Annotated in this window: 11 protein-coding genes; 8 read left to right on the top strand and 3 right to left on the bottom strand. The window is 44.6% G+C overall.

Annotation, left to right across the window (positions count from 1 at the left end; all coding sequences use genetic code 11):
* Nucleotides 1–26: 26 nt before the first annotated feature.
* The 5 genes from EGC80_RS00365 to EGC80_RS00350 all read left to right on the top strand — a co-directional run bounded on the left by EGC80_RS00365 (nt 27) and on the right by EGC80_RS00350 (nt 5280).
* A complete protein-coding gene (locus EGC80_RS00365) occupies nt 27–1232 on the top strand; it encodes a tyrosine-type recombinase/integrase (protein ID WP_124013542.1) in 1206 nt (401 codons plus the stop codon).
* Nucleotides 1229–2974, top strand: coding sequence for a hypothetical protein (locus EGC80_RS00360; RefSeq protein ID WP_124013543.1), 1746 nt, complete (start codon nt 1229–1231; stop codon nt 2972–2974). The genes EGC80_RS00365 and EGC80_RS00360 overlap by 4 nt, the downstream gene beginning before the upstream one ends.
* Nucleotides 2975–2977: 3 nt before the next feature.
* Nucleotides 2978–3508, top strand: a complete 531-nt coding sequence (locus EGC80_RS22590) for a hypothetical protein (RefSeq protein ID WP_233768571.1) — start codon at nt 2978–2980, stop codon at nt 3506–3508.
* A gap of 129 nt (nt 3509–3637) precedes the next feature.
* On the top strand, nt 3638–4882 hold the full coding sequence (locus tag EGC80_RS00355; protein WP_233768570.1) for a site-specific integrase: 1245 nt from the start codon (nt 3638–3640) through the stop codon (nt 4880–4882).
* Entirely contained in the window at nt 4882–5280 is a 399-nt protein-coding gene (locus tag EGC80_RS00350; RefSeq protein ID WP_124013544.1) for a hypothetical protein, read from the top strand. Before EGC80_RS00355 ends, EGC80_RS00350 begins: the two co-directional genes overlap by 1 nt.
* Nucleotides 5281–5522: 242 nt before the next feature.
* On the opposite strand, the gene EGC80_RS00345 is transcribed toward EGC80_RS00350, so the two are convergent.
* Together EGC80_RS00345 and EGC80_RS00340 are read right to left on the bottom strand one after the other, a co-directional pair.
* Nucleotides 5523–6098: a hypothetical protein gene (locus EGC80_RS00345; RefSeq protein WP_124013545.1), complete on the bottom strand. Its 576-nt coding sequence runs from the start codon at nt 6096–6098 to the stop codon at nt 5523–5525.
* A gap of 54 nt (nt 6099–6152) precedes the next feature.
* Entirely contained in the window at nt 6153–7298 is a 1146-nt protein-coding gene (locus EGC80_RS00340) for a hypothetical protein (protein WP_124013546.1), read from the bottom strand.
* Nucleotides 7299–8476: 1178 nt separating this feature from the next.
* Here EGC80_RS00340 and EGC80_RS00330 point away from each other — a divergent pair.
* The 3 genes from EGC80_RS00330 to EGC80_RS00320 all read left to right on the top strand — a co-directional run bounded on the left by EGC80_RS00330 (nt 8477) and on the right by EGC80_RS00320 (nt 13462).
* Complete coding sequence (locus EGC80_RS00330) at nt 8477–10225, top strand: protein adenylyltransferase SelO (RefSeq protein ID WP_124013547.1); 1749 nt, start codon at nt 8477–8479, stop codon at nt 10223–10225.
* Nucleotides 10222–11955 carry a SagB/ThcOx family dehydrogenase gene (locus EGC80_RS00325; protein WP_206191868.1) on the top strand — a complete coding sequence of 578 codons (1734 nt, stop codon included), beginning with the start codon at nt 10222–10224 and terminating at the stop codon, nt 11953–11955. Before EGC80_RS00330 ends, EGC80_RS00325 begins: the two co-directional genes overlap by 4 nt.
* Nucleotides 11956–12577: 622 nt before the next feature.
* On the top strand, nt 12578–13462 hold the full coding sequence (locus tag EGC80_RS00320; protein ID WP_124013548.1) for an IS1595 family transposase: 885 nt from the start codon (nt 12578–12580) through the stop codon (nt 13460–13462).
* A gap of 202 nt (nt 13463–13664) precedes the next feature.
* Here EGC80_RS00320 and EGC80_RS00315 read toward each other — a convergent pair whose 3' ends face one another.
* On the bottom strand, nt 13665–14567 hold the full coding sequence (locus EGC80_RS00315) for a LysR substrate-binding domain-containing protein (RefSeq protein WP_124013549.1): 903 nt from the start codon (nt 14565–14567) through the stop codon (nt 13665–13667).
* Between the last annotated feature and the right edge of the window lie 70 nt (nt 14568–14637).

Raw genomic sequence — 14637 nt, 5'->3', positions numbered from 1 at the left:
TTTATATGGGTAGTCTGGAGTAAGTGATGGAACATTTTTACCACCTCGTAGAAACCAACGATAATATTGGCATTGGTGACGTAGACGTATCTGTAGATGGAAGTACCTTTAGTGTTGATAGGCCAATGTCATTCAAAGGGCTTCTGATGCTCTTTACAAGCACAGGCAGACCAGTGTTTGAACCAAATGCTTACTTCCTAAGTCGTCGTATCGTTGAGGGAACTAAAGACTTAAAACCCACTTGCTTTCATCTCTTGAGATATTATCGTTACTTGGAGGCTAATAACCTTAAGTGGAATGATCATGAAGAACAGCTACAGCGTTACCCCATTTTCCTTTATAGAGCTTATTTGAACGATAGTATTGAGAAAGGTAACTTGGGCCGCAGTACAGCAGTGGCAGCACTTTCTATTGTGAGGCGTTTTTACATATTTTGCCTCCGTCACGGTTATATATCTCAGTTGCCTTTTGTCGTCACGGGCGTAACTAAATATGGTCAAAACTTAACGGATTGCTCAATCCGTAGCCAAACAAAAGAAACCAATCTACAACCCTTAAATAAACTTGATCTACAGCATGTTAGAGAGAACTGGCACTGCAATGGGTTATCTAGGGAGTTTCGTCTGATGGTGTGCGTAGCGCTCTCAGTAGGCCTGCGCTCTGTTGAGATTACGGACATAAAACCTAAGCACTTTTCTATTCCCAAGGGGTTCAAAGGAAAAACACTAACAAGTATTTGGATTGGCCCAGCCCATGATTGCAAAACAAAATATGACACTGACCGTCAGGTCTCAATGCCTATTTGGTTGATGGAAGGTATGAATAAATATCATCAAAGTGATAGATATAAAAAACGGAAGCAACTTTATTTTATGAATACGGGAGATATGAGTCCTCCTGCTTTTATCAATAAAGATGGAGACGCTTTTAGCACTCAAAGCCTTAATACACTCTGGAGTAAGTTAAGAGCCGCGATACAAGAAAACAGTAACCCTCACTTTAAACACAAAGAGCATGACTGTAGGGCGACCTTTGGCGCTAATAAGTTTGAGTCATTATCTAAAGTAGCGGGCCTATCTCCGCTGGAAGCACTAACAACACTTAAAAACGAAATGGGCCATAAAGACCTGGACACTACGATGTTGTATCTAAAGCACTACGAGGGTAACCCTGAGAAGAATCTAATCCCTGAGATAACGACGAATTTACTAGAGAATGAGGCGTTATCATGACTGATTTTGTCGATACCGACGTTAAGGATAATGCTCGAAGCTATCGCTCTACACCAACGTCTGAGATGGTCACAGATAATACTCTGACCACCATTACCAAGTGGAGATACGTTTGGGAAAATGGATCTGGGAGTCGTTCAACGTGTGACTTTGCAGTCTTAAAAGACTATGCCACAGATGAACACATTCGTTTATTGATTTCTAAGTTTCAACAATCTGGCTGGCGAGAGTCAAGCAAGACTGCACATTTCAGAAATATTGGAATGATTATTAAATATGCTTTCAATGCTCAAAGTGGCAAGCGAAAAGCAAAAGTCGAGTTTTCGTCTGAAACATGTACTCAGTATATCCATGCAACATACCTATCAATGGCCAGCACAGGTAAAGGGTTACATGATAAACCTATCCGCGCAAAGACTCTTGGCTGGCAGGGTTCGAACTTAAATTCAATTTGCAAAAAATTTGGATTCGGACAAATCCCTAAAGCGGCTCGGAACCTTGGTACTGCATCAGCCTCACTGGATTGCGCTAACTACACACCCAAGATACTTCGCTCCATTGGCTTTTCGTTGTTAGAACACCGCAAGGCACTGTTAAAGCGGTATCAGGATAATACCTTAACGGAAGCTAAAAGAAGGATAGCCTTCGATAGATTGGTCTGTAATGGGGTATTCCTGACGATTTATTATTTAGGAACGGGTCAAACAGAAACCTTGAATATGTTCCTGGAAGATGAGTGGGTGTGCCAAAAATCAGGGGCAGGTCGCATCAGTATTGAAGGGCTTAAAACGCGGGGCTACACAGTTGAGCTTCGTACTTTCACACCAAGGGCGACGTGTCAGAGCTTTTTCGAATCACACCTTGCCCTATCAAAAGCCCATTCCGCCTCGTTAGGATTGGATAATCATTACCTGTTTAGAAAAATGAACGGTGCAGCGCCATCAAACATGAACCTATCGAGTTATGCTCAAAATTATTTGGTCAAGGACTCTTCACGCATTCAATCCTTAATCGAAAAAAATCCTGATTTCCGTTTGAACTGTAATTTATTGAAGTCATCCATTAAGCAATATGCCGAACACAAGATGGGAAGAAAGAAAGCCGCTGAAAACACCCGTAATGCACCTGGCACCTACGATAGTTCAAACTATGGCAAAGTCTCAAAGGGTGAAGCCTGTGAGCAATTGGCGTTTGGTTTGACTGCATTACATTATTTGGGCGAGAACCCTGACGGCGGAGCTGTTGTTGCCGTTGCAAAGGCTAAAGAGTCCACTGGTGTCGTTATTTCTCACGAGGAATGGGAGGCGCTTAAGATGTCTAAAGATACTGAGCAACAAGCTGTTGAGATTAATAATGGCGGCTTCTGTAAAGGGGCTGATACGCCCGAAAAAATGGAGTTTCAAAAGAACATAGCGCGTACAGGTCTCCTTTCAAAAGAAGAGCAGTCCAAGTTGGGTTGTGGTTTTGTCGTAAAGTGTTTTTCCTGCACGAACTTTGGCGTGGTAGATGAGCCTCATGATATATGGCGATTACTGTCTTTTGAGAAGCGACTGAATGAAGCGCTGGGTGCACACCGAAGTGTAGAACACTTCATCACAAATTTTGGTGAAGTAAAAGCCAACCTCAATAAACTCAAGGAGCGATTCAAGAAAGCGCATTTAAAGGCAGCCATGAAGCTGCTCGAGCGCGAGTGTCACCCGTTATGGGATGAAGATTCAGTGATGGATATATTTAGGGGGTAAGTTATGCACAGTATCAGTATGGACTTGAGCAAGTTTGAGCAATACGCATTACCACAATCATCAGGCCAGTTTGTGATGCCCAATGATAAAACGGTGGTCAGTGTGGATAAAAACGGAAACCCTGTTTCATATTTTGGGCAGGGTAAATGGGATTATAATGCGTTCTTTAATCTCACCAATGAAGTCAAATCATTATACCAAATCAACTTCCATCCAGATAAGCACAACCCTAAGCTGTTGTTGGAGTTAAAGCAGCGCATCTATTTTCTGATTTGGGGCGCTCAAGGAGAATTATTGAGCATGGAAGGAGAAACTTTTCGCAAATTCAGTCAATGCCAAGTCATACAAAAAAAGGTAAATAGTTCGTTGAGAGTGTTTAAGGGCACTGCTATTGATTCCTTTTCTTTATTAAGCAATGAATTGGTTTTTAATCAGTTACTCCATGATTCAAAAAACCTCAGTGAAAAAAGCGTAAAAATTTATCTACAATCTTTGAGTGTGCTAACGCAAGTCAATAAGCACTTTCCAGAGTAATCACACTTTTCACTAGGCATTCCAGAGGGTAAGTCGATCAACCAAATCGCCAAGCTATACTCAGCAACAGGAAAAGGTCATTATCCTACGATCATCCCTGTCATTTATGAGCAGCTCATGGGGCGGTTAATGAAAGATGTGACAGCGGCTCACAAAAAGTTGGCAGACCTTAGGGATGTGAAATCCTATGCAAAAAAATACGGACGAACAGAGCGACAAGCTGTAGATCAATTTAAGATGATAGAGGGGGCTTGTTTTATGTCACTCTCCGCATTTACAGGGATGCGTATCTGTGAGTTGACGCAAATCAATGCTACCTCTTACAAAGAAGTGGAACTTGATGGCTTGAAGCTGTGTACCTTGCGCTCTTGGACGCGCAAGTTGGAGAAGTTGCCAAGAGAAGATGCTTGGGCATGTGCGCCTATCTGTAAAGAGGCACTGGAAGTCTTAATCGTACTAAATGACGAATATCGCTCAAACAAAGGCGACATTCATTGCTCACCACGCTTCAGTTTTGATGAAATCAGGAATTCTGGCAATAACATCAACAGCCAATTAAAAGATGCTGATTTAAACACCACTAACCTTGGGAAATTATTTACGCGCTTCTCAAAAAACCTTGATATTACATACGAACCCGATGAAATGGATGAGATTTATCGTTTATTAAATCCCGTTGTGCCAGCTCTATCCAATCCAATTAAAGCGCGAGAAGACGGAACGTTTTATTGGCATTTTTCGACTCACTCACTCAGGCGGACTTTTGCTCATTTTGTCGTCGGAAATGGCTTGGTAACATTGGCTGCATTAAAGCATCAGTTTAAGCATATAAACTTGTCTATGACCGCCATTTACGCCAGTCATGCAGATGTGTTGACACTGCTAGGGATAGAGAACCCTGCCAGCGTTAAAAAAGCGATTGAAGACGCTGAAATGGAAAACCATATAATCTACTTGAAGGACATAGTGGATAACCCTGATGAACAATCAGGAGGGTATATTAAATCATTTGATGGCGATCCTAGAGTAATGTCAGAAGCGAAATTTAATGAACTTATCAAAAAAACTAAAGGGGCAAATAAATCAACAGGTTACGGTACATGTTTTGCGGGTGAGAAGTGCAGTATGGGCCACTTATTTGAACCATCGACTTGTGTTGGTCGTGAGTGTGAAAGCTTAAATATCAATCAAGCCGAAGCAACTCGTTGGCAAAATCGTCATCAAAGGATTGGGATGAAGATGCAACAAATGAAAGAGATGGGGTTCTATAACCAGAACACACTTGCTCGTGAACTGTCTGATATTCGTGCTGCGGAGAAGGTGATGCGTGATCACAGTATTGAATTTGAACGGTTTGAACTGGGAGCATTGTAATGGCGAACGTAAAAACGAAACTAATGAATGCCTTTGAATCCTTGAAGAAAGAAGGCAAAAAAATCAGTCCTTACGCTGTAGAGAAACGCGCTGGCGTGGCAAACGGGTCATGTAAAAATCACCCCGCCTTGCTGGATATGATTTTAGCGGAAAAAGCTCATTTTCATCCTAATCCTCAAGTGGTTAATAAGGGGCTGCCCACAAAAAAGAAGCAGGTTGATAAGAAGAAACATGACGACTTGGTCGAGTCAAACAAGCGGCTACGGGCTGAGAATGACCAATTCAGGGAGGAAATGAAAGTTATGGCGACCTCCGTGGCTCAGTTAACGTGGGAGCTGCATCGCTATAAAACGGTAACGAGACAACATTCTAGCAATGTAAAGAGTATCAAAATATAACTCAACTTGAAAAGTGTAACTTAAATCAAGAAGGAGGTCATCTGACCTCTATGTAGTATTTGTTTAAAGTCGTCGTCTTGTTGAGTAGCACTCCAGCTTTGAAATGCAGCCAGATTTTGTTGTGCTTTTTGTTGTCCATTTTCGTAACTTTAATTAACCACTCTAAGTCGTTATTGCCCCATTTCTACTCAGAGTCTAAACTCATTCACAAATTATTAATGTACCAGCCCTACCAGAAGTTATTAGAAAGCGTCTTCTAGGTAGATACAATCAAGTACGCGGCGGATCTCAATTCCCAAATTGTAGGGTTTAAATTTACCGTTGAAATCTAGATTTTTATAATCTTGAATTGCATCGATTATTATATCTTCTGCTGCTGTGCGAAAATCAAGGTTTTCACCCAAGATATCAATCATTTCGAGATCATCACTTGCTTTTTTTTTCGTGTATCTTGTTCTAGTTTTTTTATCAAAGCCAAAGATACCTGAGTGTTTTAACGCGTTGTATACCTTTCTATCTTCAACTCGCGAAACGCACCTAATGTGTTCTTTATTCCTCTCAGTAAATAGTTTTGCATCCCATGTTATTTTGAGTTTGTTGTTATCCATTTTTACACATGCTTCACGTAGTTTGATAATTCGATCCGCTCTTTCTCTCGCTTGTGTCGGTAGTCCTTGTTCTTCAAGTAATGGTTCACAAATGTACATCGCAGAACCTGCAAGTAGAATTGCTTGGATGTAGTCGAAATCATCTTGAGCTTCAATGTACGATTTAGCTGCACGATAAAGCATATTAGGTGCTATTTCGAGTTTGTTCATTTTGACACCTTCTATTTATCGAGAAGTAATACGACAATTTTATCGCGGTGTTTGTTATTGCTGTTTTCTCTGCACTCGATCCCATTCAGCTTTAAGCATTAAGGGTACGATGCACTGAAACTTTTTGAGATTTTCTTTGATATCAGGTTCGTTTGTAAGTGCTTGGTACACCCTTTGTTCGGAGATAAATGCATCATTTATATGGGTTGCTAATTTTAATATTTCATCATCAAAAGCTCTATCATTTAAACTGTTTGCGTCTTTATCTGGATTAAGCAAAAAACTAATCTTAATTTTCTTTTCTATTAGTTCAGATTCAAGTTTTTTAAGCTCTGCATATGTGGCTTTGATACTGTCAAAGTCTTCTCTTGCTTGCCTCTCGTGCATTTTTAATTCTTTGTAATCATCATTGTTGCTTTCTAAGAGGATTCGTGGAAATCCGCTATTTCCTTTACTGAATTCATCTCGAAAATTAGCGCACTGTCTTTCAGCACTTTTCAAACTTTTAACTATCACAAGTATATCTTTTTCGATTTCATAGAAATTGAGCAATTGAGTTGCGACTCTGACATAACTACTAGCTTCATCTCGAAAGGTGTTAATCCACTTTTGACGAAATTCATCAATTACAACTTTGTGATGCTCATCCTGTTCGTTTTTGGCAAGTTGAACTTGGTTTTTCAGCAAATCATCATTTTGCTTCTGTTGTGCTTTGAGGAGGTCTAAATGCTCAGCCTTTCTTGTTCGAGCATTAATTCTACTATCAAGAATTTGTTTGTGTGTTTCTCTTCTTAATGTTCCCCTAAGAAAATAGAGTGAGAGTCCAATAGAACCACCAATACTGACTATCACTGCTACAAAATTAATCCAAGCTGGTTTATTTGGTGAATCCATAAACAGTTTCAAGTCCACATCTCGCTTTTCGAGCGATTCATAATCCAGATTCTGCTCTTTGAGAAATTGAGCTATTTCTGCATTTTTAGTGTTGATCTGCGTGAATTGCTGTTGCACTTTCTCAATGTTGTGAGTGATAGAGTTTTTAAGCTCTGCATTCTCATTAGAAACAGCTTCAAGTTTCGTTGTGAGCTCTTCTAGATGCTTTGAGAGTTGTTCCGCTGTGATAGCTTTTTTCTCTAGTTGTGAAGTTGTCTGAGAGCTTTCCGAAGCGAATATCGCTGTTGATAGCAATAGAGCTATCATAATAAATATTCTTGTTATCATGCTGCACTTATTTGATTGGAGCGTATCAATCAGACACGCTTAGTTAAATACGCAACAAGTCTACCATTGAGACAGTCAATCAGTCTTCTTCAACACTGCAATAAGTAACTTTTTTTGGTACTACATTGCGATCTAACCTGTAGTGGCCTACTAAAACTAATTTTATATAACCGAAATTGGGCAAATGCTCTAAATCATTTTTGTCCAATTGTGCGTTACGATGTCAACCTAGATGAAAAGCTGAATTATGGGACTAATTTGCTGCACGACAGAGTCAGTCAAAAAGTTAGATGTTATCGAACGCAATACTATCTAATTTTTAACTTTTTAATTCCCATTCAAGATAAAGAAAGATGGTGAAAAGTTAGATAGCTACAAAGAAAATTAGATAACAATCTCGCAAGCCTTGCTGCTAAAGGGTTTTCTAACTTTTAAATCTAAATTTTAGTTACATGTACTTTTTATTTGCAATAATTAATCTTCCTGACATGTAACGTGTGATGTGGTCAACTCAATCTGTATACAAACAGGCGATGCATCTTTACGCGGCCATTTCGGCTGCTGTTGGAGTCATATAATTCTTATAACCATGATCACGTATTGTATTGGAGTGCTTCAGTATATCATCCGGAATATCATCATTTGCTTATACAAAACTGATATACTCATGTTTGGGCGTCCATTCAGTTTGATAACTTCTGAAAAATCGTTCCATTAGACAGAATGTCTGATTCCTTGCTTGTCCATCAGCATTTTCGTGGAGACTTTGCTCGCCGTCTCTGATACGTGTAAGGTCTTTTGGAGTCGAACCTAGAGCCTGACGGCCCCTCTTTTTTTGCAACAAAAAACGAGCAGCCGGATCGCCGCTAGCCCAGCTACCCCTTGTTATGTCCTGGGTGGCCAACATGATTATTGCCAAGAGCGAGCTGACATTCTGCAAGGAGTCGATCATGGTGATTCATGGCCATATGGCAAGATTTCGATCCTGCAAGGCAAGCTTTACATTAGCAACCTGGGATGCGCGTTTTCTCAGGTGCTCCAGCGACAAGCCTTCGCCGTTATGCTGAAAAGGTTCGCCCCATAAATCGAACAATCGTCGATGCGATGGACCTCGCAGCGGGGAAACTGCCCTTCTACCCAATCCATGAGGTACCCCTATGATAAATCAACTGTCCCAGGAAACTTCCCCAACCGTCGCGACACTCGACGATCTCGCTAAGTTAGCCAACTACTCACTCATGGACACGCTCAACGGCGATCCTGACGCGAAACAAAATGGCATCGACTATGTGCCGCGACAAGTATTCACGGGGCACTACGTCCCCGTTAAGCCGACACCCATTGAAGACCCAGAGTACGTTGCGCACAGCAAAACCTTTTTTAGCGAATTGGGTTTTGCAGACAGCATGGCGCAGTCGGCTGACTTCGTTCGCATGTTCTCCGGCGACATCTCGCAGGTGCCGGAGCCGATGCGCAAGGTCGGTTGGGCGTGTGGGTATGCACTGTCCATCTTCGGCACCGAATACACCCAGCAATGTCCGTTTGGAACCGGCAATGGCTACGGCGACGGCCGCGCTGTTTCCGTGCTTGAAGCTGTCATCAAGGGTCAACGCTGGGAAATGCAGCTCAAAGGGGGTGGCCGCACGCCATATTGCCGCGGCGCGGACGGTCGCGCCGTGCTGCGGTCGAGTGTGCGGGAGTTCCTAGCACAGGAGCATATGCATGCGCTCGGCGTGCCAACGTCTCGTTCGCTGAGTTTGTATGTGTCTAAAACAGAGACGGTCAAGCGGCCGTGGTACTCCCAGGGCTCGCACTCGCCCGATCCCGATAGACTTATAACGGAGGCTGTTGCTATTTCGACGCGTGTTGCACCCTCGTTTATTAGGGTCGGTCAGCTCGAGCTCTTCGGCCGCCGCGCCCGCAAGCAGGAACACCCCAAAGCGCTGGAGGAGCTTGAACAGTTGATGTTGCATTTAGTCGAACGAGAATACGCGGATGTTATCGACCAGCAACTGACCAGCGCCGAAAAAGTGCTGTTACTGGCGCGCGAGTTCCGTAGCCGCCTGACTTCATTGGTGGCAAACTGGATCCGTGTCGGTTATTGCCAAGGCAACTTCAACAGCGACAACTGCGCAGCTGGTGGCTTCACACTCGACTATGGTCCCTTCGGATTCTGCGATGTGTTCAACCCGCAATATCAGCCTTGGACGGGTGGCGGACAGCACTTCGCTTTTCTCAATCAACCCGTAGCCGCGGAACGCAATTTCCTGATGTTTTGCACTGCATTAAGCCCATTGCTGGCGTCTAAGCCAGATGACTTGGAACAGCTCCAGCAGTTGGTAAATGGCTTTTCGACCGAGATGCAAGCACAAATGGAGCAGATGTGGGCTGCCAAGCTTGGACTTAGCACTTTTCATCCAGCGCTATTTAATGAGCTCGAAACACTTATGGTGCAAACCCCTGTTGATTACACCATATTCTTCCGCGAGCTTTCGGCGCTGCCTAGCGATATTGAGCCACTGAAAAAAAGCTTCTACCAGGACTTGCAGCGAGCCCCCGAAGGACTGGACCTGCGCTGGTCAGCTTGGCTTACACAATGGCAATCACTGGTCGGCAGCAGCACCGAGGCGAAAACTGATGCAAAGACAGGGCAGCCCCACACCCGTGAGGAGATCGCTAGGCAAATGAAACTGGTCAACCCAAAATACAGCTTGCGCGAGTGGTTGCTTGTTCCTGCGTACAGCCAAGCGAGCGAGGGTGATTACTCGCTCGTTCGAGAACTACAGGCCGTCATGACGCAGCCTTACGCAGAGCAGTCCCAGGAAGTGGAAGACAAATACTATCGACTCAAGGCATCTGAATTTTTTGCCGTCGGTGGTTTGTCGTATTTGAGCTGTTCGTCGTGACTTCTCAAACATTAGTCGGTGAGATGGATACCTCTGCCGACGAGGCTGTTGTCGCTTACCACGAGCGGAGTAAACATCACTTTCACCGTTATGCCGCCGCACTGGGCTACATGGATTGGGCGACGCAGCCCGATCCGTTTAGGCGTTACGCAGGAGCGGATCTTGTACGTCTCCCGCTGCCGAAGCTGGGCCGCCCGCTACCCTATTGGCAGCTCTATGTGAGCGCGAGCGTGCCGCCGATGCCATTGTCTTTAGCGTCGGTCTCGCTTTTTTTCCGCTATGCACTGTCGCTGACGGCATGGAAAAAATCTGGTGATACCAAGTGGCCGTTGCGGGTCAATCCCTCGAGCGGAAATCTGCATCCAACCGAGGGCTATGCCCTACTGCCTGAGATTGAGCAGATCGGCGCTACGCCCGCCTTGTACCATTATGCGCCGAGGGAGCACGCGCTTGAACGGCGCGCGGTGCTCAATGCTGCGCGGTGGTCCGAACTGACTGAGTATTTTGGTGAGGGTTCTTTCCCTGAGGGCTCTTTTTTGGTTGGTCTGTCGTCGGTGCAATGGCGTGAAGCTTGGAAGTATGGTGAGCGCGCGTTCCGTTACTGCCAGCATGATGTTGGGCACGCGCTGGCCAGTCTGCGTATCGCGGCAGCGGCGCTTGGATGGACATTGGTGCTGCAAGGCAACATCAGTGATGCCACCCTTGCCAACCTGCTTGGGCTAGACCGAGATGAGGATTTCGCGGCGGCGGAACGCGAGGAAGCGGACCTACTCGCAGTGATTTCACCGAATGTAGCCGTAGCGGATATAACCGCCGCTCCATTGATGAAATCTACGCCGTTGACAGCTCACGGTAGTGACGTACTTTGGCAGGGCAGGGCCAACACGCTGAGCCCCGCCAACAGTGTGGCGTGGCCCGCAATCGACACAGTTACACAGGCGATACGAAGCTGCGCCAGCACGCCGATTAAAGAAGATTTCGCAGGCTTTCCCTCGGCGGATGCGTTGCTCGTCACCCCTAATAGTGGCCACATCGGTGAGGCCGAGCTCACTGCGGAGCGGGCGATTATTGGTCGCCGCAGTGCGGTCGCAATGGATGGCACGACGGCGATCTCGCGGGCAACATTCTTTGCTATGCTCGGCCGACTGATGCCAACTAAAGAGAATCAAGCAATGCCTTGGGATACACTCTCCTGGCGCTCTCGCATCCATCTAGGGCTGTTCGTGCACCGCGTCGACGGATTGGTGCCGGGCATCTACGCGCTGATCAGAGATCCTCTCAAGGTGGAGACCCTTAAGCGGGTGATGCATGCCGACTTTTCTTGGCAGCGCGTGCCGGACTGCCCGAGTGGACTGCCCTTATACCTACTGCGAAAAGGCGACTGTCGAACGCTGGCTAGTACCGTCTCCTGCGGCCAGAACATCGCCGCAGATGGCGCTTTTAGCCTGGCCATGCTCGCCGACTACATGGATAGCCTGGCGACCTATGGCGCCAGCTTTTACCGGAACTTGTTCTGGGAGGCCGGAATGATCGGGCAAGTGCTCTACCTTGAGGCCGAGGCGGCGGGCATTGGCGCCACCGGGATCGGCTGCTACTTCGATGACCCAGTGCATACGGCCTTCGGCATCGAAACCCGCGAGTGGCAAAGTTTCTACCACTTCACTGTGGGTAGCCCGATCGATGATAATCGACTTACGACCTTGCCTGCGTATGATTTAGAGGAAGAGTAATGAGCATACTCACCTTTATACTAATGCTGGGTGCTATAGCGCTTTAGTGCTAACAAGCTTTGGGACACAAACGAGTCCGTCATATTCATTTACGAAGAGCCAAATTAATGGTTGATCTTGAGGCCGTTGAAGACTTTTTATAACAGCATGCGTGATCTGACCCATAGCTTCAGGCTCAATAAAAATTGAGGCCGTTGAAGACTTTTTATAAAAGAATGCGTGAGCCTGACAGGCCTTTCTCGCACATCCATGTGCTACAAGGCATTCAGGCATCCTGCCTATCAGATCCCCATCGGAAGCGTTAGCATTTTCACTCTTTACTGCAAGATGGGCCGAAGCAGTCTGCAAATGAAGTTAAAAGCTGGATCAATCCCCATCACGACCTTTTCGCAGCTGTTGTTTAATCCATAGGGAAAATGTTGCGGGGCGGCTGGGCCAATTCGTTAACAAAGAACCAAGAGGGAACAGCCGTTGGTTTCTTCTTGGTCTGGTGTGGGCGAAGCGCCACGACGTTAGTGACCACAGGCCATAAAACTTAAATCATAAAAGAACATGCCTATGCATCTGAGTCAGTTTTGGCTTATTCTTATAGTATAAATCAAGACTAGAAGTGAGATTTGCTATGAAAATGCCTGAAACGAGTTTTTTTGAATGGCAACGTCAATTCAGCGCTGAAATTGATTGCTTAAATCACATTAAGAAAATGAGATGGCCTAATGGTTTTGTTTGCCCTAGATGCTCTTGTGAGCATGCCTATGAGCTTACAACCCGCAATTTATATGAATGCAGTCAATGTCATAAACAAACATCGGTCACAGCAGACACATTATTCCACGGTAGCCGTATTCCTATCACTAAGTGGTTTTGGGCTATCTACTTTTTAGGCTCAGATAAAGGCAGTATTTCAGCATTAAGACTGAGCAAGCACATTGAAGTTAATTGGCGAACGGCACGTTTGATATTAAGCAAGCTGAGAACAGCTATGGGCCATAGAGACAGCTTATATAGACTGTCAGGGGTCATTGAAATTGATGATGCGTTAGTGGGTGGCAAAAGCAAGGGCAAGCGTGGACGTGGAGCTGGAGGTAAAACACCTGTTTTAGTTGCCGTTGAAAGCAAAGGAAAAAGAGCTGGATTTATTGCTATGCAGGCTGTGAATAGCGTTTGCCATGATAGTGTTGAACAGTTCGTTGCCAAACACTTAACGAGACAGCAAAAAGTGCATACAGACGGTTTACCTGCGTTGAACATTATAGATAAAACTCAACAACATGAAGCGAGGGTTACCCCCAGTGAGCTTGTTGATGAATGGCTGCCTTGGGTTCATATTGCCATTGGTAACTTAAAAGCATTTTTACTTGGGACATTCCATGGTGTTTCAGGAAAGTACCTACAAGAATACCTGAGCGAGTTCTGTTATCGGTTCAATCGTAGACAAATGGAAAGAGAAATACCTAACAGATTGTTAAATTTGGCAATAATTCACACGCCAATACATTCTTACTGAGCCAAGTGCATAGGCATGTAAAAGAATGAGCCGGACTCCAGCTCAAAAGCCATGCCGGAATGACGGTCGAATGGGCCCGTGCAGGGTGGAACCTTGCGATCTTAAGCGTTAGTGGCCGCAGGCCATATCCTAAACTCAAATGTAAATGGGCAGATTTTATAAAACAGATAAAACCTTATTATCTGCATAAGGGGTAGCTACTTTATGTATTGTCCCACTGATGGCAAAATTCAATAAAACTTTTCAGTAAAGGACTATGATATTTATCTTTATGTACCATCAACCAAAAGGGTCGTTGCATATCAATGTTATCAGTAGCTTTAGGTAAACTAAGCTGAGTTACTCGGCCATCATTTATGGCATATTGGGCCGCTAAAGTCGATAAACAGCCTAAACCTAGCCCCGCAGCAACACTGTTAATTAAGGCCTCTGTAGTGTTAAGTTCGAACACTTCATGCCAAGACTCTATTTGCGGTGCGATGGTGCGCAAAAAAAACTCTCGCGAGCCTGAACCTGCCTCACGCAATACCCATTCACTTCGTGCTAAATCGGTAAACTTCCATTGCGTTTGCTGGCTTATCGGTAAATGAGACGCGGCGATAATACACATTTTATCATTGCTAAATTGGCTTGCTATAAGTTCTGGATAATGACTTTTACCCTCAATTAAGCCTATGTCTAGCTCGTAATCCAGCAGCTTTTGGCAAATTAGCCGTGAATTGGAAATTACTACGCTTTGAGAGAAATGCTGATGTTGATGCCGAAATTGACTCAGTAGCCCAGGAACAACATGGTTACCTAAGGTATCACTGGCACCTATTTTTAATTGACCCGAAAAAGCGTGGTCTGCATCAAACAATTGACTGATATTATTTGCTCTACTAAGCAGCTCGTCGGCAAGGGGTAATAGTTTGTGTCCTTCTTGATTAAGAATTAAGCGGTTATTGACTCTGTCAAATAGCGGATGGCCGAGTTGTTTTTCTAATTCAGCCAGTGCCATGCTTACCGCCGCTTTAGATAAATGCAACGCCTCGGCGGCAGCCGTTAAGGTTCTATGCTGGGTTATACTGGTAAATACATTGAGCTGTTTCAGCGAAATATTCATCGAATGTCGTCAGGCTCTGTTGTTAAGTAAGAAGTCGTTTAGTTTTTCTGAACGAATGTTCCATATAATT

The organism is Shewanella psychromarinicola, assembly GCF_003855155.1.
Lineage (GTDB): Bacteria > Pseudomonadota > Gammaproteobacteria > Enterobacterales > Shewanellaceae > Shewanella > Shewanella psychromarinicola.
The sequence above is the reverse complement of the archived record's forward strand: the minus strand, read 5'-3'. Positions and strand labels throughout refer to the sequence as shown.

Bases quoted from the DNA above. Each gene is read 5' to 3' on its own strand.
- EGC80_RS00365 (WP_124013542.1), top strand. From the start codon at position 27: ATGGAACATTTTTACCACCTCGTAGAAACCAACGATAATATTGGCATT.
- EGC80_RS00360 (WP_124013543.1), top strand. From the start codon at position 1,229: ATGACTGATTTTGTCGATACCGACGTTAAGGATAATGCTCGAAGCTAT.
- EGC80_RS22590 (WP_233768571.1), top strand. From the start codon at position 2,978: ATGCACAGTATCAGTATGGACTTGAGCAAGTTTGAGCAATACGCATTA.
- EGC80_RS00355 (WP_233768570.1), top strand. From the start codon at position 3,638: ATGAAAGATGTGACAGCGGCTCACAAAAAGTTGGCAGACCTTAGGGAT.
- EGC80_RS00350 (WP_124013544.1), top strand. From the start codon at position 4,882: ATGGCGAACGTAAAAACGAAACTAATGAATGCCTTTGAATCCTTGAAG.
- EGC80_RS00345 (WP_124013545.1), bottom strand. From the start codon at position 6,098: ATGAACAAACTCGAAATAGCACCTAATATGCTTTATCGTGCAGCTAAA.
- EGC80_RS00340 (WP_124013546.1), bottom strand. From the start codon at position 7,298: ATGATAGCTCTATTGCTATCAACAGCGATATTCGCTTCGGAAAGCTCT.
- EGC80_RS00330 (WP_124013547.1), top strand. From the start codon at position 8,477: ATGATAAATCAACTGTCCCAGGAAACTTCCCCAACCGTCGCGACACTC.
- EGC80_RS00320 (WP_124013548.1), top strand. From the start codon at position 12,578: ATGAAAATGCCTGAAACGAGTTTTTTTGAATGGCAACGTCAATTCAGC.
- EGC80_RS00315 (WP_124013549.1), bottom strand. From the start codon at position 14,567: ATGAATATTTCGCTGAAACAGCTCAATGTATTTACCAGTATAACCCAG.